Source organism: Streptomyces sp. CS113, assembly GCF_002188365.1.
Taxonomy (GTDB): Bacteria; Actinomycetota; Actinomycetes; order Streptomycetales; family Streptomycetaceae; genus Streptomyces; species Streptomyces tendae.
Map to the genome: position 1 here is coordinate 6,982,891 of NZ_KZ195574.1, position 22,581 is coordinate 7,005,471.

Genomic DNA, 22,581 nt, shown 5'->3' on the forward strand with positions numbered 1-22,581 from the left:
GGGGGCGGCGTCAGCCCGCCGCCTCCTTGCGCCGGGCCCGGTAGGCGGCCACATGCAGGCGGTTTCCGCAGGTGCGGCTGTCGCAGTACCGCCGCGAGCGGTTCCGGGAGAGGTCGACGAAGGCGCGGCGGCAGTCGGGAGCCTCGCACCGCCGCAGCCGCTCCTGCTCCCCGGCCACCACGAAGAACGCCAGCGCCATCCCGCAGTCCGCGGTGAGGTGGTCCGCGACGGACGCGCCGGGCGCGAAGTAGTGGATGTGCCAGTCGTACCCGTCGTGGTCGGTGAGCCGGGGCGTGGTGCCGGCGGCCGCGACCAGGTCGTTGATCAGCCCTGCGGCGGTCCGGGCGTCGGGAGCGGCGAAGACCGCCGCGAACCGTCCGCGGATGCCCCGCACCGCCGCGAGGTCGCGGTCCGTGAGCAGGCCGACGTCGCTGATTTCGTGCGTTCCCACGAATTCCTGGAGGGCCGCGACGTCCGGCAGTCCGTCCGGAGCCGATTCGTCCTCCGGCACGGTGTTCACCAGATCCACCACGGTGTCGAGCGCGCACCGGGTGTCGTGGGTGATCAGCACGTTTCGCTCCCTGGCCTGGTGGTCGGGCGGGCGCCCGCCGATGCTGGCCGATGGTAGTGGCTGGCGGGGCGGGCGAACCGGCCGCGATCCGGTCCGGGTCGTCGATTGCCCCGAAGACTGCCCTTTCAACGGCGGCCGGCCCGCCTTCGTTCCCCGGCACCGGCACCGGACACGCGGCGGCGCCGCCCCCGCGGAGATCCGCGGCGACGACGCCGTTGTGTGCCGTATGCGGTTGTCCGGGCCCGTGCCGTCACCCCGAGTCGACGGCGACGGGCGGCTTCACGCGGGGCCCCGCCCTAGCTTTCCGCCAGGATGTGCGAGAGCTCCTGATCGAGGTCGAAGTGCCGGTGTTCCGTACCGGGGGGCACGGCGGCGTCTGTGCGCTTCAGGAAGGACTCCAGGGCCCGGGCCGGGGCCTCGAGCAGTGCTTCGCCCTCCGGGGAGCTGAGAGCGATGCACACGACGCCCTGGCCGTGACTGCGGGACGGCCAGACCCGGACGTCGCCGGTGCCTGTGGGGCGGTGGAGACCTTCGGCGAGGAGGTCGCGGGCGAACACCCACTCGACGGTCTCCTCGGCTCCGGTGTGGAAGGTGGCGTGCACGGCGTAGGGGTCGGCCGTGTCGTACCGCAGGCCTGCGGGGACAGGCAGGGAGGACTCGCTCGACACAACGAGGCGCAGGTGCAGCTCGCAGCTGACCGTGGTGTTCATAAGCGCCAGGGCCTTTCGCTCAGTGTGCGCTCGGGGATTCGCACGTCGGCGAAATCGACATGCCACCTACGGTGCCGTTGTAAACCCCTCTGAGTGTTTTGCGTGTGTTTACGTAACTCTTCCGGCCGAGAGATCGTTCGGGTCGTACGCCCATTCCGGTGACAGGTTTCGCTCCGGTAGTGTTTGGCCGTATGAACACGGGGAGTAACAAGCCCGGCGAGGCGGCCGTGGCGGCAGACCGTACGGGGACGGACGAGGCCACGGCCGAGCGCGCGCTCGGGTCGCGGGCACCGGAATTCATCAGGGCGCGCCGTGCGTTGCACCTGAGCTGGCAGGTCGGCGTCTTCATCGTCGGCCTCGCGGTCGTGGTGGCCGGCATCATCATGCTGCCGCTGCCCGGACCGGGCTGGGTGGTGATCTTCGGCGGCATGGCGATCTGGGCGACCGAGTTCGTCTGGGCCCAGCTGGTGCTGCGCTGGACCAAGCGCAAGGTCACCGAGGCGGCGCAGCGTGCCCTCGACCCGAAGGTGCGGCGCCGGAACATCATCCTGACCGCGATCGGCGTGGTGATCATCGCCGTGCTGGCCGGGATCTACCTGTGGAAGTTCGGGCTCGAGATGCCCTGGAAGATCAAGGACCAGTGAGGGCCCGCGGGGGTTGCGCCGTCGCGGCCCCCGATGGTCACCGGCACCCCTGACATGGGGTAATGTTCTTCCTGCGTCCGGGCGATTAGCTCAGTGGGAGAGCGCTTCGTTCACACCGAAGAGGTCACTGGTTCGAACCCAGTATCGCCCACCGGATCATCAGGCGGCCCGGCTCACCCAGGTGAGCCGGGCCGCCTTCGTGTGCGCTCCGTCCCGGCGCCGGGGCATTCCGCTTCCGCCCGCCTTCACCCAACCGTGACCTTCACCGCGGGTGTGCTCCGTGACGTCGCCGGCGTTCGGCCGGTCGATCGCGCCGCGCCGACCTGTGCATTCCCGCGGTCGCGCAACGGTGCGTGCGGAAGGGGTGCCCCGGGGTCGGTCGCGGCCGCTCCCATCAATTCCTGTCCGAATCATTGACGCGCCCCCGGGCCCTTCGTACCTTGTGCCAGCAAGCGCTTACTTGAAACGATTCATGCAGCGGACGGACGTCGCGGGGAGGCTCTTATGCAGCAGGGCGGGAATGCGGAGCGGCAGGCCGGGAGGCGGACGATCCTCAAGGCGGCCGGGGCCTCGCTGGCCGTCGCGGGGCTGGGCGCCACGGCCACCGCCTGCGGCGGCGGCACCGGCTCGGGAGACGGGACGGTGACGATCCGTTACTCCTGGTGGGGTGCCGAGGACCGGGCGGAACGCATCAACAAGACCATCGCGCTCTTCGAGAAGAAGTATCCGAAGATCAAGGTCAAGACCGACTTCCAGCCGTATACGGACTTCTGGAAGAAGTTCAACACCCAGGCCTCCGGAGGCAATCCACCGGACGTCTTCCAGAATGCCATCGGATTCCTCCGCAAATACGACGCCAAGAATGTCCTGCTGGATCTGGGCGGACAGGTCGAGGCGGGAAACCTCTCCATGGACGGATTCCGCGCGGGGCTGGAGAAGTTCGGCGAGATCGACGGCAAACTCCTCGGTGTTCCCGTCGGTTCCAACTCGATGGCCCTGGTCATCGACAAGCCCGTCTACACCCGGGCCGGTATCAAGCCCGAACAGGGCTGGACGTGGGACGACTTCGACGAGGCGATGACGAGGGTCCGTGACCGGACGGGCCGCGCCGGGGACAGCGGCATGTACGGCGTCATGTACCTCTACGACCTGTACCTGCGTCAGAACGGCAAGGCCTTCTTCACCGAGGACGGACTCGGCTTCACCGAGGCGGACCTGACCACCTGGTGGACCAGGGCGGAGAAGGGCGTGCGGTCCGGCCTGTACGCCGACGCCAAGAAGGTCGCCCAGATCAAGCCCAAGTCGGCCCTCTCCGCGGAACTCGCCGGCAGTGAGTTCACCTGGGACAACTTCACCGTGCGCTACACCTCCGAGGGCAAGAGCGAGTACGGGCTCGCGCCGATCCCCACCACGGACGGCAAGCGGACCGGCCAGTACCTCGGCTCGCTGATGCTCAGCGCCTACAAGCGCACCGAGCACCCCAAGGAGGTCGCCCAGTTCATCGACTTCATGGTCCACGACCCCGAGGTCGCCAAGATCATGGGTTACGACCGGGGCGTCCCCACCACGCAGGCCCAGTACGACGCCTACCGGCCGACCGACCCGGTCAACAAGGCCATCGCTGCCTACGAGGAGTCGCTCGTCGAGGCCGGCGTCCTGGAGCAGATCACCCCGCACCCCAACGGCGCCGACATCTGCGAAGCCGCGTTCCTGCGCATCGCCGAGGAGATGGCGCTCGGCTCGCGGTCCGTCGAGGAGGCCGTCGAGCAGTTCTTCACCGAGTCGAAGACGGCTCTCGCCGGCTGAGGGGAAGCGCCGTGACACACGCCCCCGCGCTGGAGGCCCGGACGGACTCCGCGCCGCGCCCCGGTCCGGCGACGGCCCCGCGGCCCGTCGGACCGAAGCAGCGCAGGCGCCGGGAGAACCTGGCCGGATACCTCTTCATGTCCCCCTGGATCGCCGGGTTCCTGCTGCTGACGGCGGGCCCGATGGCCGCCTCGCTCTACTTCGCGTTCACCGACTACAACCTGTTCGACGCACCCCGGTGGATCGGCCTGGACAACTTCTCCGAGATGTTCGGCGACCCGCGCTGGCGCCACTCGGTCCGCATCACCCTCTGGTACGTCGTGGTCGGCACGCCGGTCAAGCTGATCGCGGCGCTCGGCGTCGCGCTGCTGCTGGCCCAGAAGCGGCGTGGACAGGCCTTCTATCGGGCCGCGTTCTACGCCCCCTCACTGATCGGCGCGAGCGTGTCCATCGCCATCGTGTGGAAGGCGATCTTCTCGGACGACGCGGTCGTCGACCGTACCCAGCGGCTCTTCGGGATCGACGCCGGCGGCTGGACCGGCGACCCGGAACTGATCATCTACAGCCTGGTGGCACTCACCGTCTGGCAGTTCGGCGCCCCGATGGTCATCTTCCTGGCCGGTCTGAAACAGGTGCCGCGCGAGCTGTACGAGGCGGCCGACGTGGACGGCGCGGGGAGGCTGCGGCAGTTCTGGAACATCACCCTGCCGATGATCTCCCCCGTCCTCTTCTTCAACGTCCTGCTGGAGACCATCCACTCCTTCCAGATCTTCAGCTCGGCCTACATCGTCGGCGGCGGCGCCGGAGGCAACGCCTGCGGCCCGGCGGACGGCACGATGGTCTACACCTGCTACCTGTACGTCCAGGGCTTCGAGAACAGCCGCATGGGCCTGGCCTCCGCCATGGCGTGGATGCTGCTGGTCGCGGTCGCCCTGGTCACCGCGGTGCTGTTCTGGTCCCAGAAGCGCTGGGTGCACTACGAGGAGGGCGGCCGATGAGCGCGCAGGCCACCGATGTCACTCCGACCGCCGAAGCCCCGCCGCCCCGGGCCGGCCGGGCGGCCGCGCTCCGGCGCCGGCTGCCCGGATCACTCGCCTGGCACCTCGGGGCGCTGGCGCTCCTCGCCGTCATCCTCTACCCGGTGCTCTGGGTGATCGGCGGCTCCTTCAAGGAGAGCGGCGACATCGTCGGCAGCCTGGACCTCTTCCCGGGCGACCCGATCACGGACAACTACACGAGCCTCGCCGACGGCATCGCGGACATCTCGATCTCCACGTTCTTCGTCAACTCGCTCTTCCTCGCCGTCGGTTCCGTGATCGGGATCGTGGTGTCCTGCTCGCTGACGGCGTACGCCTTCGCGAAGATCAGGTTCGCCGGCCGCAACCTGCTGTTCACGCTGATGATCGGCACCCTGCTGCTGCCGTACCACGTGCTGCTGATCCCGCAGTACGTGCTCTTCCGCAACCTGGACATGATCAACACGTACACCCCGCTGCTGCTGGGGAAGTACCTGGCCACCGAGGCGTTCTTCGTCTTCCTGATGGTGCAGTTCATGCGCAACCTGCCCAGGGAGCTGGACGAGGCCGCCCGGCTCGACGGGTGCGGTCACGTCCGCATCTACTGGTCGATCGTGCTGCCGCTGTGCCGGCCGGCGCTGATCACCAGCGCGATCTTCACCTTCATCAACTCCTGGAACGACTTCATGGGCCCGCTGATCTACCTCAACGAGCCCGGCAAGTACACGATCTCCCTCGGCCTCAAGATGTTCGTGGACCAGGAGGGCCTGGCGAACTACGGCGGCATGATCGCCATGTCGCTCGTCGCCCTGCTGCCGGTCCTCGCGTTCTTCCTGGCCTTCCAGCGCTATCTGATCGACGGCATGGCGACGTCCGGCCTGAAGGGCTGAGGTGGGGTTCCGATGACCGAAGCGCGTGCCAAGGCCCGCCCGGGGCCGGGGGAGTCCCGGTTCGCCCAGGGCTTCGCCCTGTTCGCCGAGTGCCTGCTGACCGGCGTGTGGATCGCGGTGGCGGCGCTGGGGCTGGTCACCTACCCCGCCGCCTTCGCGGCGGGCGCGCGGCACCTCGGGCGCCGGCTGGCCCACGAGCGGGGCGGCTGGCGGGAGTTCGCCGCCGACTTCCGGGCGGCGGTGCGCCGCGGGTGGCTCGTCGGGGTCGCCGGCTGGGCCGCCCTCGCGGCGGTCTGGGTCGACGTGCGGGCCGTACGGGACGGTCTGCCGGGCGGTGCGGCGGTCGGCGCCGTCGGCGTTCTCGCCCTGATCGGCGCGGCCGTCACGGGGCTGCGCGCGGCGGCGGCCTGGCACCCCGGCGCCTCCTGGCGGGCGCTGCTCGCGGGGGCGGGCCGGCGTACCGTGCTCGACCCCGCCGGTTCCTTCCTCCTCGTCGGCGGGCTGGCCGTCGTGGTCTGCTCCGCCTGGTTCAGCGCGCCGCTGGCCGTCGCCGTCCTGGGCGCCGTCGCCGCGGCGGCCGTCGCGGTCGAGGAGCGCTACCGGCGCCGTTGATCCCGGGGCGGTCCCGTGCCGGAGCGGCCGCCCCTCCGCACCCGAGGTCGGTGCTCCGGCGCCGCACCTCTCTCTGTCATGCCCTTGACACCTCTGCACGCACGCAAGGAAAGGAAAGGCCATGTCCCCCATCCCCCGCAGGTCCCTCCTCAAGGCGGCCGCCGTCGCCGGAGCCGCCGCCCAGTTCAGCTGGGCACTGGGCACCAAGAACGCGCAGGCCGCGCCCGCCACCGCCCCGGTCGCCGACGACAGCCCCGTCACCCTGAGCTGGCTGGAGGACGGCGGCCTCGGCGCCGCCCCCGGCTCCACCGTCGGCGTCCCCTGGCCCCGGGGCGCCTTCCAGGAGGACCAGCCGTTCGCCGTCACGGACGCCGACGGCACGGCCGTACCCGTGCAGACCTGGCCGCTCGCCCACTGGCCCGACGGCTCCCTCAAGTGGACCGCCCACGCCGTCAATTCCGGGAACGGCAAGCTCACCCTGGCCGCCGGCACCCCGGCCGCGCCCGCCGAGAAGGTCACCGTCACCCGGCGCGGCGGCACCATCGACATATCGACCGGCGTCATCACCGCGAGCATCGGCACCTCCGGATCGGCGCTGATCAAATCGGTCACCCGGGGGTCCACCGAGATCGCCAAGAACGGCCGCCTCGTCCTGCTGCGCCAGCCCGAGATCGAGGACGGCGACCAGGGCACGGTGAAGTACGAGCGCTTCGACGGCGCGATCGACGAGGTGGCGGTCGAGCAGGACGGCCCGGTCCGCGCCGTCGTCCGCATCGACGGCAAGCACCGCAGGGGCCACCGCCGCTGGCTCCCCTTCTCCCTGCGCCTCTACTTCTACGCGGGCGCCGACTCCTTCCGCATGGTGCACACCATCACCTTCGACGGGACGCAGGAGCCCGGGAAGGCGAGCGGCGACTTCATCCGCGGACTCGGCGTCCGCTTCACCGTCCCGATGCGCGACGAGGCCTACGACCGCCACATCCGCATCGGCGGCGAGGGCACCGGACTGCTCCGTGAGGCCGTCAAGGGCATCACCGGCCTGCGCCGCGACCCGGGGGCCGCCGTCCAGGCGGCCCAGTTCGCCGGGGAGAAGCTCCCCGACCCCGCCACCTGGGACCAGCGGGTCACCACCCGCCTGACGTACATCCCCGAATGGGGCGACTACACCCTCTCCCAGCTGTCCGCCGACGGCTTCACCCTGCGCAAGCGCACCAGGAAGGGCCACGGCTGGATCGGCGCCGGTGGCGGCCGGCGCGCCTCCGGCTTCGGCTACGTCGGCGGCGCCGGCGGCGGCCTCTCCTTCGGCCTGCGCGACTTCTGGGAGAAGTACCCCGCCCAACTCGACATCCGCGACGCCCAGACCGACGAGGCCGAGGTCACCGTCTGGCTCTGGTCACCCGAGGCCCAGCCGATGGACCTGCGCTTCTACCACGACGGCATGGGCCAGGACACGTACGAGGAGCAGTTGGAGGGCCTCAACATCACCTACGAGGACTACGAACCGGGGTTCGGCACGCCCTACGGCATCGCCCGCACCTCGGAACTCCTCTTCTGGGCCAACGACGCCACCCCGAGCGCCGAGCGGCTCGCCGAACAGGTCGAGGCGGTGCGCGTACTGCCGCAACTGGCCGCCCCGCCCGAGCAGTGCATCAAGGCAGGGGTCTTCGGCCCGGGCCTGTACTCCGAGCCCGACCGCTCCACTCCCGCCAGGACCAGGATCGAGGACCACCTGGACTTCCTCTTCACCTACTACAAGGACCAGGTGGAGCAACGCCGTTGGTACGGCTTCTGGGACTACGGCGACATCATGCACACCTACGACGCAGCCCGGCACACCTGGCGGTACGACATCGGCGGCTACGCCTGGGACAACTCCGAGCTGTCGCCCGACCTCTGGCTCTGGTACGCCTACCTGCGCTCCGGCCGCGCCGACATCTTCCGCTTCGCCGAGGCCATGACCCGGCACACCGGCGAGGTCGACGTCTACCACCTCGGCAAGTGGGCCGGCCTCGGCACCCGGCACGGCGTCCAGCACTACGCCGACAGCGCCAAGCAGCAGCGCATCGCCAACACCACCTACCGGCGCTTCTACTACTTCCTCACCGCCGACGAACGCGTCGGCGACCTCATGCACGCCAACGTCGACTCCGACGAGACCTTCCTCGCCCTCGACCCGCTCCGCAAGATCCGCACCGAGCCGTACACGCCCGACCGCAACGCCCTGTCCATCGGCTTCGGCACCGACTGGAGCGGCCTGGTCTCGGCGTGGCTCACCGAGTGGGAGCGCAAGGGCCCGAAGTGGGAGAAGGCCAGGGACCGCGTCCTGTCCACCATGGAGACCATCGCCGCCCAGCCCAACGGCTTCGTCCAGGGCAGCGGCCTGTACGACCTGGACACCGGGAGGTTCGCCGTCGCCGACAGCCCGAAGGTCGAGGTCTCCCACCTGTCCGCCGTCTTCGGCCTGAACGAACTGTGCGCCGAACTGATCGACCTCGTCGACATGCCGAAGTTCGAGGAGGCGTACTACGACTACTGCCGCTACTTCAACGCGAGCAAGTCCGAACAGGCCGAACGCTACGGCGCGAACTTCGGCAGCCTCATCCTCTTCCAGGGCCACTCGCGCCTCGACGCCTACGCGGCCGTACGGACCGGCGACGACAAGCTCGCCACGCGCGCGTGGCAGAAGTTCTACGACTCCGACGGCTACAAGGAGTCGGCTCCCTGGACGACGGAGAAACTGAGCGGCCCCGTCGCCCTGGTCCCGGGCAGCGAGGCGGGCTGGGTGTCCACCAACGACACCGCGCTCTACGGCCTGGCCGCCATCGAGAACCTCGCACTCCTGGGGGACAGGATGCCGTAGCGGGCCCGTACCGGGTGCGAGCGCGGGCACACTGCACGGGTGGACTGGAACCATTACCGCTTCCGCAGCCTGTGGCGGCTGCCCGCGCCCGCCCCGGACGTCTACCGGGCCCTGGAACGCGTCGAGGACTACCCCCGCTGGTGGCCGCAGGTCCGCGAGGTCACCCGGCTCGACGACACCAGCGGCGTCCTCCGCTTCCGCTCCCTGCTCCCGTACGACCTGAGCGCGACCGTGCGGGAAGGGCGCCGGGACCCGGCCGCGGGGGTGCTGGAGGTCATGATGAGCGGCGACATGGAGGGCTGGGCGCGCTGGACCGTCGACCCGCGCGGCTTAGCCACCCTCGTCCGCTACGACCAGGAGGTGGTCGTGCGCAAGCCCCTGCTGCGCCGCCTCGCCGTGCCCGGCCGGCCCCTGTTCCGGGCCAACCACCGCCTCATGATGCGGGCGGGGCGGCAGGGCCTGGCCGCGCACCTGGCAGGCGGGCGGGAAGCGGTTTGATGGAACCGCGCGGCGCCCTGTATGGTTCAGTGCGTTCCCGGGCGATTAGCTCAGTGGGAGAGCGCTTCGTTCACACCGAAGAGGTCACTGGTTCGAACCCAGTATCGCCCACCCGGGAAGAGCCGGTCCGTCACGCGACGGACCGGCTTCTTCGTGTTCCGGCCCGCACACACGCGGGCCGGGGGCGAAGGATCACGCCGCCGCCGGCAGCTCGGGTCGCAGGGGCCAAGCCGGGTCCACCGGCTCCTCCGTGCCGTTGAGCGCGAACCACGCCTGCAACCCGCGCGCCTGACCCGCGTGCCACACCGCCTGGAGGGTGTGCAGCTCGGCGGGGGAGAGGCGCTCGAGCCGTGCCTGGAAGCGCCGCCCCACCGCCCGTACGACCTCCAGCGCCGCCTGGGCGTCGGCCGCCGCGTCGTGCGCGCCCTCCAGCTCCACGCCGTAGTGCGCGCACAGGTCCGTGAGGGTCCGGCGGCCCTTGCGGTAGCGGTCCAGATGCTTGTCCAGCACCCGCGGGTCCAGCACGTGCAGCGCCGTCCGCTCCAGCCAGCGGCTCAGCGACGAGGCGCGGTGCCTGCGCAACTCCCGGTCCAGCAGCGTGAGGTCGAACGGCGCGTTCATCACCACCAGCGGACGCCCGGCGCGGGTCTGCTCGGCCAACGCCTCGGCTATCTCGAACATCACCGGCGCCGGCCAGCGGCCGTGCCGCTGCACATGCTCCTGGGTCAGCCCGTGCACCGCCGTCGCCGCCTCCGGCACCGGCACGCCCGGATTCACCAGCCACCGGGTCACCCGCGGGCGCAGTCCCGGCGCGTCCTGCACGACGAGGGCCGCCGACACGATCCGGTCGGTCTCGACGTCCACACCCGTCGTCTCCGTGTCGAAGGCGGCCAGCGGCCCCTCGAACCAGCTCGTCATAGGGCACTCAACTCCTCGTCCGAGCACGGCGGCTGACGCGCCGTCCCTTGTCCCGGTTCGGTGATACCCGGGCTGTTTGCGACGTACGCCGGAAGGACACAACAGGAGTACGGGTCTTTGCAGTTCACAGACCCGCAGTGGGGATTCACCAGTTCTGGAAGGCTGTTGGTCATGGCCATTGCGCAGCCCGAACGGGGCGGGCTGCTGCCGGAGCGCACCGTGCCCTCACGCGGCTCCCTCGCCACCACCGCCTGCATGGAGACCTTGCAGGTCGGCTACCTCCACGCGGTCGCCGCCGCGGCGGGCTGCTCGCTCTCCCAGCCCTTCCCGGACAACGGCATCGACTGGCACGTCAGCCACAGCTCCCCCGGGCACACCGTCGACGACGAGGTCACGATCAAGGTGCAGCTCAAGGCCACCTACCAGATCGCGCCCGGACCCCCCGGCCGCTCCTTCTCCTTCACCCTCGACAACGACCACCTGGCGAAGCTCGCCCGCACCCCGGTGTCGGTGCACAAGATCCTGGTCGTGATGATCGTCCCCCGCTCGCGGGACCAGTGGCTGCGCGCCGGACACGACCGGCTCGACCTCAGGCACTGCTGCTACTGGACCAACCTCGCCGGACATCCGGTCACCGGACGGCGGCGCACCACCGTGCGGATACCGACCGCGCGGATCTTCGACGACCGTGCGCTGTGCGAGATCATGACGCGGGTCGGGACGGGAGGGAAACCATGACGCACCGCCCGACCGGCGAACCTCCGCGGTCCGCGGAGACCCCGCGGTTCGCCGAGCCCCTGCGGTTCGCCCGCCCGCACCCGGCCGACTCCCGCGACGGCGGCCCCCGCGACGGCGGCACGCCCGAGCCCGGCACCGTCGACCCCGCCGTGCTGACCGCCCTGCTGCACCGGCACGGCTGGCGGCGGCGCGGCGGCGCCGCGGGCCGCTACGGCCGCTGGACCCCGCCCGGACCGGCCGCGGGCGTCACCAGCCTCCTGGTGCCCGTCAGCCGCGCCTTCCCCGACAGCGACGACCTGCTCGGCGAGGCGCTGCACGCCCTGTCCCGCAGCGGCACGCCCGCCGCCCGCGAGATCCTGCTCTCCCTCGCCGTCCCCAGCGACGAGGTCCGCTGGGAGCGCGACATTCCGACGGGGCCCGGCGACACCGCGTCCTGGAGCGCGGAGGAGCAGCTGCGCTCCGCCGCCCGCCGGATGCTGCTCGCCGGAGCGCTCGCCACCCGCGCGCGAGCGGGCTACTACGGCGCCCGGCACCGGCGCGCCGCCGGCGCGGCCCTGGAGAACGTCCTGGTGGGCCCCGCCCCCGGTGGCCGCCGCCTCACCGCGTTCCTGCCGGTCGGCACCGGCCGCCCCCTCGCCGTACGCCTCCACCAGGCCCTGTACGCCGCCCGGGAGGCCGTCGACTACCGGCGGGCCACCGGGGGCACGGCGGCCTTCGACTCGGCCGTCGCGGCGGGCGTCAGCCACGAGCTGGCGGAGTCCCTCGTCGCCCTGGTCCGGGGCACCGAGGGCGCCCGGATAGCGGTCGGGTGGGCACCGGCCGCGGGCGTCCCCGACGGCTGCGGCGCCCTCAGCGAACCCGTCGAGTTCTCGCCCGGCGACCTGCCCGCCCTGCGCGAGGCCGCCGCCCGGTACCTGCGCGCGGAGCCCTCCGTCCCGGTGCGGATCACCGGCACCGTGGTCCGCATGCGCCGGTCCGGGCCGCGCGGCACCGGCACCGTACGGCTGCGGGTGCTGGCCGGGGCCGAGGTGCCGCACGTGCGGATCGCCCTGGACGAGGAGGCCTACCGGATCGCCGGCCACGCCCACCTGGTCGGGCTCCCGGTGCGGGTGCTCGGGCGGCTGGAGAGCCGGGGCGGGTTCCGCCGGCTCACCGGTGCCTGCGAGATCACCCCCGTACAGGTCGACGACGCGGAGCGGGACCGGCTCCTGAAGGCCGTCCAGGAACACGTGGAGGTCGCGGCGTTCTTCGAGGAGACCTGCGGCGACGGAGGGGACTGCGGAGACTGATTTCGCGGTGGGCGGGCCCGGGTCGGTACGATCGCCCCCATGCGTGCGCTCCGGTATGGCGCCGCGGCCCCACCTTCAGTCAGGAGAGACCGGTGTCAGACGTCCGTGTGATCATCCAGCGGGATTCCGAGCGGGAAGAACGCGTGGTGACGACGGGCACTACGGCCGCCGAGCTCTTCGCCGGCGAGCGCTCGATCATCGCCGCCCGCGTCTCCGGCGAGCTCAAGGACCTCGCCTACGCGGTGCGGGACGGCGAGACCGTCGAAGGCGTCGAGATCTCCTCCGAGGACGGTCTCAACATCCTGCGCCACTCCACCGCGCACGTCATGGCGCAGGCCGTGCAGGAGCTGTTCCCCGAGGCCAAGCTGGGCATCGGCCCGCCCGTCAAGGACGGCTTCTACTACGACTTCGACGTCGAGAAGCCCTTCCACCCCGATGACCTCAAGGCCATCGAGAAGAAGATGCAGGAGATCCAGAAGCGCGGGCAGCGGTTCTCCCGCCGCGTGGTCACCGACGAGGCCGCCCGCGAGGAGCTGGCCGACGAGCCGTACAAGCTGGAGCTGATCGGTCTCAAGGGCTCCGCCTCCAGCGACGACGGCGCGGACGTCGAGGTCGGCGCCGGCGAGCTGACGATCTACGACAACCTGGACGCCAAGACCGGCGAGCTGTGCTGGAAGGACCTCTGCCGCGGTCCCCACCTGCCCACCACCCGCAACATCCCGGCCTTCAAGCTGATGCGCAACGCCGCCGCCTACTGGCGCGGCAGCGAGAAGAACCCGATGCTCCAGCGCATCTACGGCACCGCCTGGCCGACCAAGGACGAGCTGAAGGCGCACCTGGAGTTCCTCGCCGAGGCCGAGAAGCGCGACCACCGCAAGCTCGGCAGCGAGCTGGACCTGTTCTCCATCCCGGAGCAGATCGGCTCCGGCCTCGCCGTCTTCCACCCCAGGGGCGGCATCATCCGCCGGGTGATGGAGGACTACTCGCGGCGCCGCCACGAGGAGGAGGGCTACGAGTTCGTCTACACCCCGCACGCGACCAAGGGGAAGCTCTTCGAGACCTCGGGCCACCTGGACTGGTACGCCGACGGCATGTACCCGCCCATGCAGCTCGACGAGGGCGTGGACTACTACCTCAAGCCCATGAACTGCCCGATGCACAACCTGATCTTCGACGCCCGCGGGCGGTCCTACCGTGAGCTGCCGCTGCGCCTGTTCGAGTTCGGCACCGTGTACCGGTACGAGAAGTCGGGCGTCGTGCACGGCCTGACCCGGGCCCGCGGCTTCACCCAGGACGACGCGCACATCTACTGCACCCGCGAGCAGATGTCGGAGGAGCTGGACAAGACCCTCACCTTCGTCCTGAACCTGCTGCGCGACTACGGCCTGAACGACTTCTACCTGGAGCTGTCCACCAAGGACCCGGAGAAGTTCGTCGGCTCCGACGAGGCGTGGGAAGAGGCCACCGAGACGCTGCGCCAGGTCGCCGAGAAGCAGAACCTGGAGCTGGTGGCCGACCCGGGCGGCGCCGCGTTCTACGGCCCGAAGATCTCCGTCCAGGCCAAGGACGCCATCGGCCGCACCTGGCAGATGTCGACCATCCAGCTCGACTTCAACCTGCCGGAGCGCTTCGACCTGGAGTACACGGCCGCGGACGGCACCAAGACCCGCCCGGTCATGATCCACCGCGCGCTGTTCGGCTCGATCGAGCGCTTCTTCGCGGTCCTCCTGGAGCACTACGCGGGCGCCTTCCCGGCGTGGCTGGCGCCGGTGCAGGCGGTGGGCATCCCGATCGGCGACGCACACGTCGAGTACCTCGAGAAGTTCGCCGCGTCCGCCAAGAGGCAGGGCCTGCGCGTCGAGGTCGACTCGTCCTCCGACCGGATGCAGAAGAAGATCCGCAACGCCCAGAAGCAGAAGGTGCCCTTCATGGTCATCGCGGGCGACGAGGACATGGCCAACGGCGCGGTCTCCTTCCGCTACCGCGACGGCTCCCAGGAGAACGGCATCCCCGTCGACGAGGCCATCGCGAAGATCGCGAAGATCGTCGAGGAGCGGGCGCAGGTCTGATCGCCCGGTCCGACAGGCGCGAGGGGCCCCCGGGAGATCCCGGGGGCCTTTCCCTGCCGCCGCGGGCGACGCCATATGCTGCACGCATGACGAGTGAGCCGGAGCAGCAGCTGGGAGTGGGGACGCAGGACGCGTTCCAGCGTCTGTGGACGCCCCACCGGATGGCCTACATCCAGGGCGAGAACAAGCCGAGCGGCCCCGGTGCCGACGACGGCTGCCCCTTCTGCTCGATCCCGGCCAAGTCCGACGAGGACGGTCTGATCGTCCGCCGCGGCGAGCACGTGTACGCCGTGCTCAACCTGTACCCGTACAACGGCGGCCACCTGATGACCGTGCCGTACCGCCACGTCGCCGACTACACCGAGCTGAACACCGTGGAGACCGCGGAGCTGGCCGAGCTGACCAAGCAGGCGATGACGGCGCTGCGCACCGCGTCCGGCGCCCACGGCTTCAACATCGGCATGAACCAGGGCACGGTGGCCGGCGCGGGCATCGCCGCCCACCTCCACCAGCACGTGGTCCCCCGCTGGGGCGGCGACACGAACTTCATGCCGGTCGTCGGTCACACGAAGATCCTGCCGCAGCTCCTGGGCGACACCCGCAAGATGCTGGCAGACGCCTGGCCCTCCAGCCCGTCCGGCGTCTGAGGACGAGGCCGTCCAGGCCGAAGCGGGGGTCTGGGGGCGCAGCCCCCGGGGACAGCCACCCCAAACCCCCGCCCGTCCGCCGGAGGCCTACGCGTCGTAGACGTCCGCCTTCTTCGGTACCGCCTCCTGCACGGCCCCGCTCAGGCCGCCCGCGCGGGCGCCGAACTTCTCCGTGTTCACGCCGTTCTCCTTCAGCACCTTGATCGCCGCCGAGTGCACCGCCCGGAGGACCGGCGTGGCCGCGCGCAGCGCGTCGTCGGCCATGAAACGGTGCCGCCACGGCCGGTCCGCCCAGGCGTGCCGTACGCCGAAGGGCTCGGGCAGGGTGAGCTTGCCGCCCAGCCAGTACAGCAGCGGGGGGTACCAGGTCAGCGGGGCGCGCGCGGCCAGCCGCACCACCTCGTCGGTGTCCACCAGCGGGAGCTTCACCGTGCGGGTCTCCCAGAACTTGACCGACTTCTGGACCTGCTTCTCCTTGGCCGCGGGCTTGCTGGTGAACAGGGAGTGCACGGGGCCCAGGGCGTGTCCGGTGACCTCGATGCGCAGTGTCTCGTGCAGCACCGTCACGGTGATCAGCATGGAGATGACCAGCTGGCCGTCCCACAGGGTCCACTGCACGCCCAGGTAGTGCCGGTCGCCCGCGCCGAATTGCTGCTTGTCGCAGATCTCCTGTATCGCGTGCTGCTTGACCTGGTACGCCTCGACGTCCGTGCCCTCGGGCCGGGACACCGAGTCGGCGTTCTCACCGATCGGGGTCACGATCCAGTGCCGCACCGTCGGCTTGGTGAAGCCGCCGGTGTGCAGCGGGCCGCGCTCCAGCATCCGCAGCCGGTCGTGGATGGCCTTGATGACGTCCCAGCTGCGGAACGGGTTGATCTCCCGGTCCGGGTCGACGGGGACCAGCTCCTCGGCGAGCTGCCAGTTGCCCCAGCGGGTGCCCATGCCGAGGATCCCCTTGGGACCGGCGTAGAAGACGGAGTTGGACTGCTGCTCGGCGCTGAGCCGGGCCAGCGACTGCCGCAGCTCCTCCGCGGCCGTCTCGCCGGGGCTGCTCGGCACCGCCTCGGGCACCTTGGCGCCCACGCCGGCGCCGGACAGCAGGCCGCTCCAGCGCTCCCGGAGGTCCCGTGCCGTGCGCTCGCAGATCCGCTTGGCCCAGAACCAGCCGATCACCGGGGCGACGACGCAGGCGCGCGCGTACCAGGCCCAGAAGCCGCTGAAGGGCATCTTGAGCAGGAAGAGCACGGCCAGGACCGCCATCGCGAGCAGCAGCGCGGTGGCGAGCGCGCCGGCCCGCTTGTCCTCGCGCCGGGCGACGGTGGTGCGGATCTGGAAGACCAGGAGCCAGATCAGCAGCCCGGGCAGGAACAGCAGGCCGCACAGCACCATGACGGCGCTGAGCCAGTTGTCCCGGTCCCTGCGTATGCGGTGCGCCGCGAGGCTGTGCTCGACGACGACCTGGGGCTGGGTGCCGAAGGACTGGATGAGCGGGGCCCGCTTGGGGCCCAGCATCCGGTCGATGATCGCCCGGGAGTACGCCTCGCCGAGATTGGGCCGGAACAGCTTGATCCGCGGCTTGCTGACGGCCGACTTGTGCCACTCGCTGTTGGCCTTGAGTATCTCCTCCGCCTCGCTGTCCCGGTAGGCGGCCGAGGCCAGCGCGAACGTGGCCGTCTGGCTGCCGTCGTTCGTGTGCGGCACCTGCGGTCCGAAGAAGTCCGCGTAACCGCCGTCAACGGTCATTCCCGCCCCCTGATCGCCACCACTGTCGCTCCTGCGGCCTTCCCGACTTGCCTGCCCCGCACACCTGTTGATCTGGTCATCAGCGTATCCGCCGACGCCGTCATGCGTCATGGGACGCCCAAAGGCGCTCCTGAGCGCGCGGGTTGGCCGCCGCTCACGCCGTCGTACGCCGGGTGCGGAGTCCGGCGCGGGGAGCGCGGCCTCCGGTGCGGACCCCGAAGCGGACCCCGCGGCGGAGGGCCTGTCTCCGCTAGGACGCCGCCCGCACCGGAGGGCCGGCCTCCGCTAGGACGCCGCCCGCACCCCCTCGCGCATCCGGTCCGCGACCTGGGCCGGCATCGGTTCGTGCCGTGCGTAACGCCGGTCGAAGCGCGCCGTGCCGTGCGAGAGGGAGCGCAGGTCCACGGCGTACCGGCCGATCTCGATCTCGGGCACCTCGGCCCTGATCAGGGTCCGGCCGCCGCTGGTCTGCTCGGTGCCGAGCACCTTGCCGCGCCGCCCGGACAGGTCGCTCATCACCGCGCCCACGTAGTCGTCGCCGACCAGCACGCTCACCTCGGCCACCGGCTCCAGCAGGTGGATCCGCGCCTCGGCCGCGGCCTCCCTCAGCGCCAGCGCGCCCGCGGTCTGGAACGCGGCGTCGGAGGAGTCCACCGAGTGCGCCTTGCCGTCCAGCAGCGTGATCCGCACGTCGATCAGCGGATGGCCCGCGGCGACGCCCTTGGCGGCCTGCGCGCGCACGCCCTTCTCGACGGACGGGATGAACTGCCGGGGCACCGCGCCGCCGACGACCTTGTCCACGAACTCGATGCCCGAGCCGCCCGGCAGCGGCTCCACCTCGATCTCGCAGACGGCGTACTGCCCGTGCCCGCCGGACTGCTTCACGTGCCGCCCGCGCCCGGCCGCCCGGCCGCCGAAGGTCTCGCGCAGGGAGACCCGGTGGGGCACGACGTCGACCTGGACGCCGTAGCGGCTGCGCAGCCGCTCCAGGGCCACGTCGGCGTGCGCCTCGCCCAGGCACCACAGGACCACCTGGTGGGTGTCCTGGTTGTGCTCCAGGCGCATCGTCGGGTCCTCGGCGACCAGCCGGGCCAGGCCCTGGGAGAGCTTGTCCTCGTCGGGTTTGCTGTGCGCCTCGATGGCGAGCGGCAGCAGCGGGTCGGGCATCTCCCAGGGGGCCATCAGCAGCGGGTCGTCCTTGGCCGAGAGCGTGTCCCCGGTCTCCGCGCGGGTCAGCTTGGCCACGCAGGCCAGGTCGCCCGCGATCACATGCGTGACCGGACGCTGCTGCTTGCCGAACGGCGTCGACAGGGCACCGATCCGTTCGTCGACGTCGTGGTCCTCGTGCCCGCGGTCGGTCAAGCCGTGCCCGGACACATGCACGGTCTGGTCGGCGCGCAGGGTGCCGGAGAAGACGCGGACCATCGAGATCCGGCCGACGTACGGGTCGGAGGACGTCTTGACGACCTCCGCGACCAGCGACTCCTCGGGATCGCACATCCGCAGTTCGCGCCCCGCGCCCTCGGGCGTGGTGACCCGGGGCGCCGCGCGCTCCAGCGGGGTGGGGAAGCCGCGCGTGACCAGTTCCAGGAGTTCGACCGTGCCCAGTCCCTGGCGGGCGCCCTCGGCGGCCGGGGCGGCGGCCAGGACGGGGAAGAACACCCCGCGTGCCACGGCCCGTTCCAGATCCTCGATGAGCGTCTTGACGTCGACCTGCTCGCCGCCGAGGTAGCGCTCCATGAGCGTCTCGTCCTCGCTCTCCGAGATGATCCCCTCGATCAGCATCGAGCGGGCCTCGTCGAGCTGCGGCAGGTCCGCCTCGCCCGGCTCCGAGGCCACCCGCTCGCCCGAGGCGTAGTCGAAGAGCTTGCGCGACAGCAGCCCCACGAGCCCGGTCACGGGCGCGTGCCCGTCGGGGGCGGGCGGGCCGTGCAGCGGGAGGTACAGCGGCAGTACGGCGTCGGGGTCGTCGCCGCCGAAGGCCTCCGCGCAGATCCGGGTCATCTCCTCGAAGTCCGCGCGGGCGGCCTCCAGGTGCGTGATCACGATGGCGCGCGGCATGCCGACGGCGGCGCACTCCTCCCAGAGCATGCGGGTCGTGCCGTCCACCCCGTCGGAGGCCGAGACGACGAAGAGGGCCGCGTCCGCCGCGCGCAGACCGGCCCTCAGCTCACCGACGAAGTCGGCGTACCCGGGAGTGTCCAAGAGGTTGATCTTGATGCCGTCCCATTCGACCGGCACCAGGGAGAGCTGTACGGAGCGCTGCTGGCGGTGCTCCATGTCGTCGTAGTCCGAGACGCAGCCGCCGTCCTCCACGCGGCCCGCCCGGTTCACCGCTCCCGCCGTCAGCGCGAGAGCTTCCACCAGGGTCGTCTTGCCCGATCCGGAGTGGCCGACCAGCACCACATTCCGTACGGACGTGGGGTGGTCGGCCGCCGTTGCCCTTCCGGCGGCTCCGGGATGGGTGTGTGCCTTGTCGCCCATGTCCTTGCCTCCCGTGCACGGTGAGGTCGTTGTGGGCGCGGACACGCGGGACCGCGTGCACTGGCGGCTCCGGCGACGCCCGCGGTCCTTCGAGCTTTCCACTCCCGTCACGCCGCGTCCATACGAAGGACCCGATCCCGCCGCCCACCTGCCGCGCACCGGGGGCTCAGGGTGCCCGGCCACCGCCCACGCGCGCGCGTGACTACGATGGGCCAGCCGGTGGCCAGCAAGGGCCGCGGCGCCACACCGACCGTCGGGAAGGCCATGCTGAACAAGTACGCGCGTGCATTTTTTACGCGTGTCCTCACACCGTTCGCCGCGTTTCTCATCCGCCGGGGCGTCAGCCCGGACACGGTCACGCTGATCGGGACCGCCGGTGTGGTCGCGGGTGCGCTGGTCTTCTACCCCATGGGTGAGTTCTTCTGGGGCACGGTGGTGATCACGCTCTTCGTCTTCTCCGACCTCGTCGACGGCAACATGGCGCGCCAGCTGGGCCGCTCCAGCCGCTGGGGAGCGTTCCTGGACTCCACCCTCGACCGGGTCGCCGACGGCGCGATCTTCGGCGGCCTCGCCCTGTGGTACGCGGGCAACGGCGACGACAACGTCCTGTGCGCGGTGTCGATCTTCTGCCTGGCCAGCGGCCAGGTGGTGTCGTACACGAAGGCGCGCGGCGAGGCGATCGGCCTGCCCGTCGCCGTCAACGGACTGGTCGAGCGCGCCGAGCGCCTCGTCATCTCGCTGGTCGCCGCCGGCTTCGCCGGACTGCACAAGTTCGGTGTGCCCGGCATCCAGTACCTGCTGCCGATCGCCCTGTGGATCGTCGCCGTCGGCAGCCTCGTCACGCTGGTCCAGCGGGTCGTCACGGTCCGCCGGGAGGCCGCCGAGGCGGACGCGGCCGCGCAGGAGAGCCAGGGCACCGAGGCGGCGAAGTGAGCGCTCGGGACCGGCTGGCCGACGGTCTGTACGGCGCCGGCTGGGCCACCGTGAAGAAGCTCCCCGAGCCCGCCGCGGTGCGTCTGGGCCGCACCGTCGCCGACGTCGCCTGGAAGCAGCGCGGCGCGGGAGTACGCCGCCTGGAGGGCAACTACGCGCGCGTGGTGCCCGGCGCGAGTCCCGAGCGGCTCGCCGCCCTCTCGCGCGCGGGGATGCGCTCGTACCTGCGCTACTGGATGGAGTCGTTCCGGCTCCCGGCCTGGAGCACCGAGCGGATCAAGGGCGGCTTCGCCCCCAAGGACCTGCACCACCTCACCGACGGCATGGACGCCGGCAAGGGCGTGGTACTCGCCCTGCCGCACCTGGCCAACTGGGACCTCGCGGGCGCCTGGGTCACCACGAAGCTCGGCATCCCGTTCACCACCGTCGCCGAGCGCCTCAAGCCGGAGACCCTGTACGACCGCTTCGTCGCCTACCGCGAGGGCCTCGGCATGGAGGTCCTGCCGCACAGCGGCGGCACCGCCTTCGGCACGCTGGCCCGGCGGCTGCGCGACGGCGGCCTGGTCTGCCTCGTCGCCGACCGCGACCTGTCCGCCTCCGGCGTGGAGGTCGACTTCTTCGGCGAGACGGCCCGGATGCCCGCCGGTCCCGCCCTGCTCGCCCAGCAGACGGGCGCCCTGCTGCTGCCGGTGACGCTCTGGTACGACGACTCGCCCGTGATGCAGGGCCGGGTGCACCCGCCGGTCGAGGTCCCCGGGTCAGGCACCCGGGCGGAAAAGACGTCTGTCATGACACAGGCGCTGGCCGATGCCTTCGCCACGGGGATCGCCGACCACCCGGAGGACTGGCACATGTTGCAGCGCTTGTGGCTGAAGGACCTCGACCCGGCCAAGGCGCCCGGATCCCCGGGACGCGCCGACGTACAGGGCACGTCGTGAGGATCGGCATCGTCTGCCCGTACTCCTGGGACGTGCCGGGCGGCGTCCAGTTCCACATCCGGGACCTCGCCGAGTACTTCATCCGGCTCGGGCACGAGGTGTCCGTCCTCGCCCCCGCCGACGACGACACCCCGCTGCCCCCGTACGTCGTCTCCGCCGGCCGCGCGGTGCCGGTGCCGTACAACGGCTCGGTGGCCCGGCTGAACTTCGGCTTCCTGTCGGCGGCCCGGGTCCGGCGCTGGCTGCACGACGGCGCCTTCGACGTCATCCACATCCACGAGCCGACCTCGCCCTCGCTCGGCCTGCTGACCTGCTGGGCGGCGCAGGGCCCGATCGTGGCCACCTTCCACACCTCCAACCCGCGCTCCCGCGCGATGATCGCCGCGTACGCGATCCTCCAGGCCGCGCTGGAGAAGATCAGCGCCCGGATCGCCGTGAGCGAGTACGCCCGGCGCACGCTCGTCGAGCACCTGGGCGGCGACGCGGTCGTCATCCCCAACGGCGTCGACGTCGACTTCTTCGCCGAGGCCGAGCCCAAGCCCGAGTGGCAGGGCGACACGATCGGCTTCATAGGGCGCATCGACGAGCCCCGCAAGGGCCTGCCGGTGCTCATGCGGGCGCTGCCCGGCATCCTCGCCGCCCGCCCGCAGACCCGGCTCCTGGTCGCGGGCCGCGGGGACGAGGAGGAGGCCGTCGAGAGCCTGCCCAAGGAGCTGCGCTCCCGGGTGGAGTTCCTCGGCATGATCAGCGACGAGGACAAGGCCCGCCTCCTGCGCAGCGTCGACCTGTACGTGGCGCCCAACACCGGCGGCGAGAGCTTCGGCATCATCCTCGTCGAGGCTATGTCGGCCGGCGCCCCCGTCCTCGCCTCCGACCTGGACGCCTTCGCCCAGGTCCTCGACCAGGGCGCGGCCGGCGAACTCTTCCCCAACGAGGACGCCGACGCCCTGGCCGAAGCGGCCGTGCGCCTGCTGGCCGACCCGCAACGCCGGACCGCGCTGCGCGAGCGGGGCAGCGCCCACGTACAGCGCTTCGACTGGTCGACCGTGGGCGCGGACATCCTGTCCGTCTACGAGACGGTCACCGCGGGAGCGGCGGCGGTCGCGACGGACGACCGGGCGACGGGCCTGCGGGCCCGCTTCGGCCTGGCGAGGGACTGACCCACCGGGGCGCACGGGCCCACGGGCGGCTGGGACCACACCTCCAGGCCGCCGG

The 22,581-nt window shown here is 71.3% G+C and carries 19 protein-coding genes and 2 tRNA genes; 16 read left to right on the forward strand and 5 right to left on the reverse strand.

Features of this window, described 5'->3' with window-relative positions; translation table 11 throughout:
- Window positions 1-10: 10 nt before the first annotated feature.
- Together B9W62_RS31455 and B9W62_RS31460 are read right to left on the reverse strand one after the other, a co-directional pair.
- On the reverse strand, window positions 11-571 hold the full coding sequence (locus tag B9W62_RS31455; protein ID WP_087810312.1) for a CGNR zinc finger domain-containing protein: 561 nt from the start codon (window positions 569-571) through the stop codon (window positions 11-13).
- A 296-nt stretch (window positions 572-867) separates the two neighbouring features.
- Entirely contained in the window at window positions 868-1,281 is a 414-nt protein-coding gene (locus tag B9W62_RS31460) for an SsgA family sporulation/cell division regulator (RefSeq protein ID WP_004002642.1), read from the reverse strand.
- A 191-nt stretch (window positions 1,282-1,472) separates the two neighbouring features.
- Here B9W62_RS31460 and B9W62_RS31465 point away from each other — a divergent pair, with 191 nt between their 5' ends.
- From B9W62_RS31465 to B9W62_RS31505, 9 genes are all read left to right on the forward strand, one after another.
- Window positions 1,473-1,925: a TIGR02611 family protein gene (locus tag B9W62_RS31465; RefSeq protein ID WP_087810313.1), complete on the forward strand. Its 453-nt coding sequence runs from the start codon at window positions 1,473-1,475 to the stop codon at window positions 1,923-1,925.
- 79 nt (window positions 1,926-2,004) lie between these two features.
- Window positions 2,005-2,076 (forward strand) — tRNA-Val (locus B9W62_RS31470).
- Window positions 2,077-2,429: 353 nt separating this feature from the next.
- Complete coding sequence (locus B9W62_RS31475) at window positions 2,430-3,731, forward strand: ABC transporter substrate-binding protein (RefSeq protein WP_087810314.1); 1,302 nt, start codon at window positions 2,430-2,432, stop codon at window positions 3,729-3,731.
- A gap of 11 nt (window positions 3,732-3,742) precedes the next feature.
- A complete protein-coding gene (locus B9W62_RS31480) occupies window positions 3,743-4,729 on the forward strand; it encodes a carbohydrate ABC transporter permease (protein ID WP_087810315.1) in 987 nt (328 codons plus the stop codon).
- Window positions 4,726-5,637, forward strand: coding sequence for a carbohydrate ABC transporter permease (locus B9W62_RS31485; RefSeq protein WP_087810316.1), 912 nt, complete (start codon window positions 4,726-4,728; stop codon window positions 5,635-5,637). The genes B9W62_RS31480 and B9W62_RS31485 overlap by 4 nt, the downstream gene beginning before the upstream one ends.
- 12 nt (window positions 5,638-5,649) lie before the next feature.
- Window positions 5,650-6,249 carry a hypothetical protein gene (locus tag B9W62_RS31490; protein WP_087810317.1) on the forward strand — a complete coding sequence of 200 codons (600 nt, stop codon included), beginning with the start codon at window positions 5,650-5,652 and terminating at the stop codon, window positions 6,247-6,249.
- A gap of 121 nt (window positions 6,250-6,370) precedes the next feature.
- The gene (locus B9W62_RS31495; protein ID WP_087810318.1) at window positions 6,371-9,109 is read left to right on the forward strand and encodes an exo-rhamnogalacturonan lyase family protein; all 2,739 of its coding nucleotides are present in this window, start codon (window positions 6,371-6,373) and stop codon (window positions 9,107-9,109) included.
- Window positions 9,110-9,148: 39 nt separating this feature from the next.
- Complete coding sequence (locus tag B9W62_RS31500) at window positions 9,149-9,607, forward strand: SRPBCC family protein (protein WP_087810319.1); 459 nt, start codon at window positions 9,149-9,151, stop codon at window positions 9,605-9,607.
- 39 nt (window positions 9,608-9,646) lie between these two features.
- Window positions 9,647-9,718, forward strand: a tRNA-Val gene (locus B9W62_RS31505).
- Between the two features lie 81 nt (window positions 9,719-9,799).
- Here the strand turns inward: B9W62_RS31505 and B9W62_RS31510 are convergent.
- Window positions 9,800-10,525 (reverse strand): 3'-5' exonuclease, encoded by a 726-nt coding sequence (locus tag B9W62_RS31510; RefSeq protein WP_087810320.1) that lies wholly within the window; start codon window positions 10,523-10,525, stop codon window positions 9,800-9,802.
- Between the two features lie 171 nt (window positions 10,526-10,696).
- Here B9W62_RS31510 and B9W62_RS31515 point away from each other — a divergent pair, with 171 nt between their 5' ends.
- The 4 genes from B9W62_RS31515 to B9W62_RS31530 all read left to right on the forward strand — a co-directional run bounded on the left by B9W62_RS31515 (window position 10,697) and on the right by B9W62_RS31530 (window position 15,268).
- Complete coding sequence (locus B9W62_RS31515; RefSeq protein ID WP_087810321.1) at window positions 10,697-11,263, forward strand: DUF4365 domain-containing protein; 567 nt, start codon at window positions 10,697-10,699, stop codon at window positions 11,261-11,263.
- A complete protein-coding gene (locus B9W62_RS31520; RefSeq protein ID WP_087810322.1) occupies window positions 11,260-12,552 on the forward strand; it encodes a hypothetical protein in 1,293 nt (430 codons plus the stop codon). The genes B9W62_RS31515 and B9W62_RS31520 overlap by 4 nt, the downstream gene beginning before the upstream one ends.
- A gap of 92 nt (window positions 12,553-12,644) precedes the next feature.
- A complete protein-coding gene (gene thrS, locus B9W62_RS31525) occupies window positions 12,645-14,621 on the forward strand; it encodes a threonine--tRNA ligase (protein ID WP_087810323.1) in 1,977 nt (658 codons plus the stop codon).
- Window positions 14,622-14,707: 86 nt separating this feature from the next.
- Window positions 14,708-15,268, forward strand: a complete 561-nt coding sequence (locus B9W62_RS31530; RefSeq protein WP_087810324.1) for an HIT family protein — start codon at window positions 14,708-14,710, stop codon at window positions 15,266-15,268.
- An 87-nt stretch (window positions 15,269-15,355) separates the two neighbouring features.
- Here B9W62_RS31530 and B9W62_RS31535 read toward each other — a convergent pair whose 3' ends face one another.
- Together B9W62_RS31535 and B9W62_RS31540 are read right to left on the reverse strand one after the other, a co-directional pair.
- Window positions 15,356-17,011 (reverse strand): hypothetical protein, encoded by a 1,656-nt coding sequence (locus B9W62_RS31535; RefSeq protein WP_087810325.1) that lies wholly within the window; start codon window positions 17,009-17,011, stop codon window positions 15,356-15,358.
- 285 nt (window positions 17,012-17,296) lie between these two features.
- Window positions 17,297-19,495 (reverse strand): elongation factor G-like protein EF-G2, encoded by a 2,199-nt coding sequence (locus tag B9W62_RS31540; protein ID WP_087810326.1) that lies wholly within the window; start codon window positions 19,493-19,495, stop codon window positions 17,297-17,299.
- Window positions 19,496-19,702: 207 nt separating this feature from the next.
- Here B9W62_RS31540 and pgsA point away from each other — a divergent pair, with 207 nt between their 5' ends.
- The 3 genes from pgsA to B9W62_RS31555 are packed head-to-tail and all read left to right on the forward strand — an operon-like array spanning window position 19,703 to window position 22,526.
- A complete protein-coding gene (gene pgsA, locus B9W62_RS31545; protein ID WP_087810327.1) occupies window positions 19,703-20,428 on the forward strand; it encodes a phosphatidylinositol phosphate synthase in 726 nt (241 codons plus the stop codon).
- Window positions 20,425-21,366: a phosphatidylinositol mannoside acyltransferase gene (locus tag B9W62_RS31550; RefSeq protein ID WP_087810328.1), complete on the forward strand. Its 942-nt coding sequence runs from the start codon at window positions 20,425-20,427 to the stop codon at window positions 21,364-21,366. The genes pgsA and B9W62_RS31550 overlap by 4 nt, the downstream gene beginning before the upstream one ends.
- Window positions 21,363-22,526, forward strand: a complete 1,164-nt coding sequence (locus B9W62_RS31555; RefSeq protein WP_087810329.1) for a glycosyltransferase family 4 protein — start codon at window positions 21,363-21,365, stop codon at window positions 22,524-22,526. The genes B9W62_RS31550 and B9W62_RS31555 overlap by 4 nt, the downstream gene beginning before the upstream one ends.
- The last annotated feature ends 55 nt before the right edge of the window (window positions 22,527-22,581 follow it).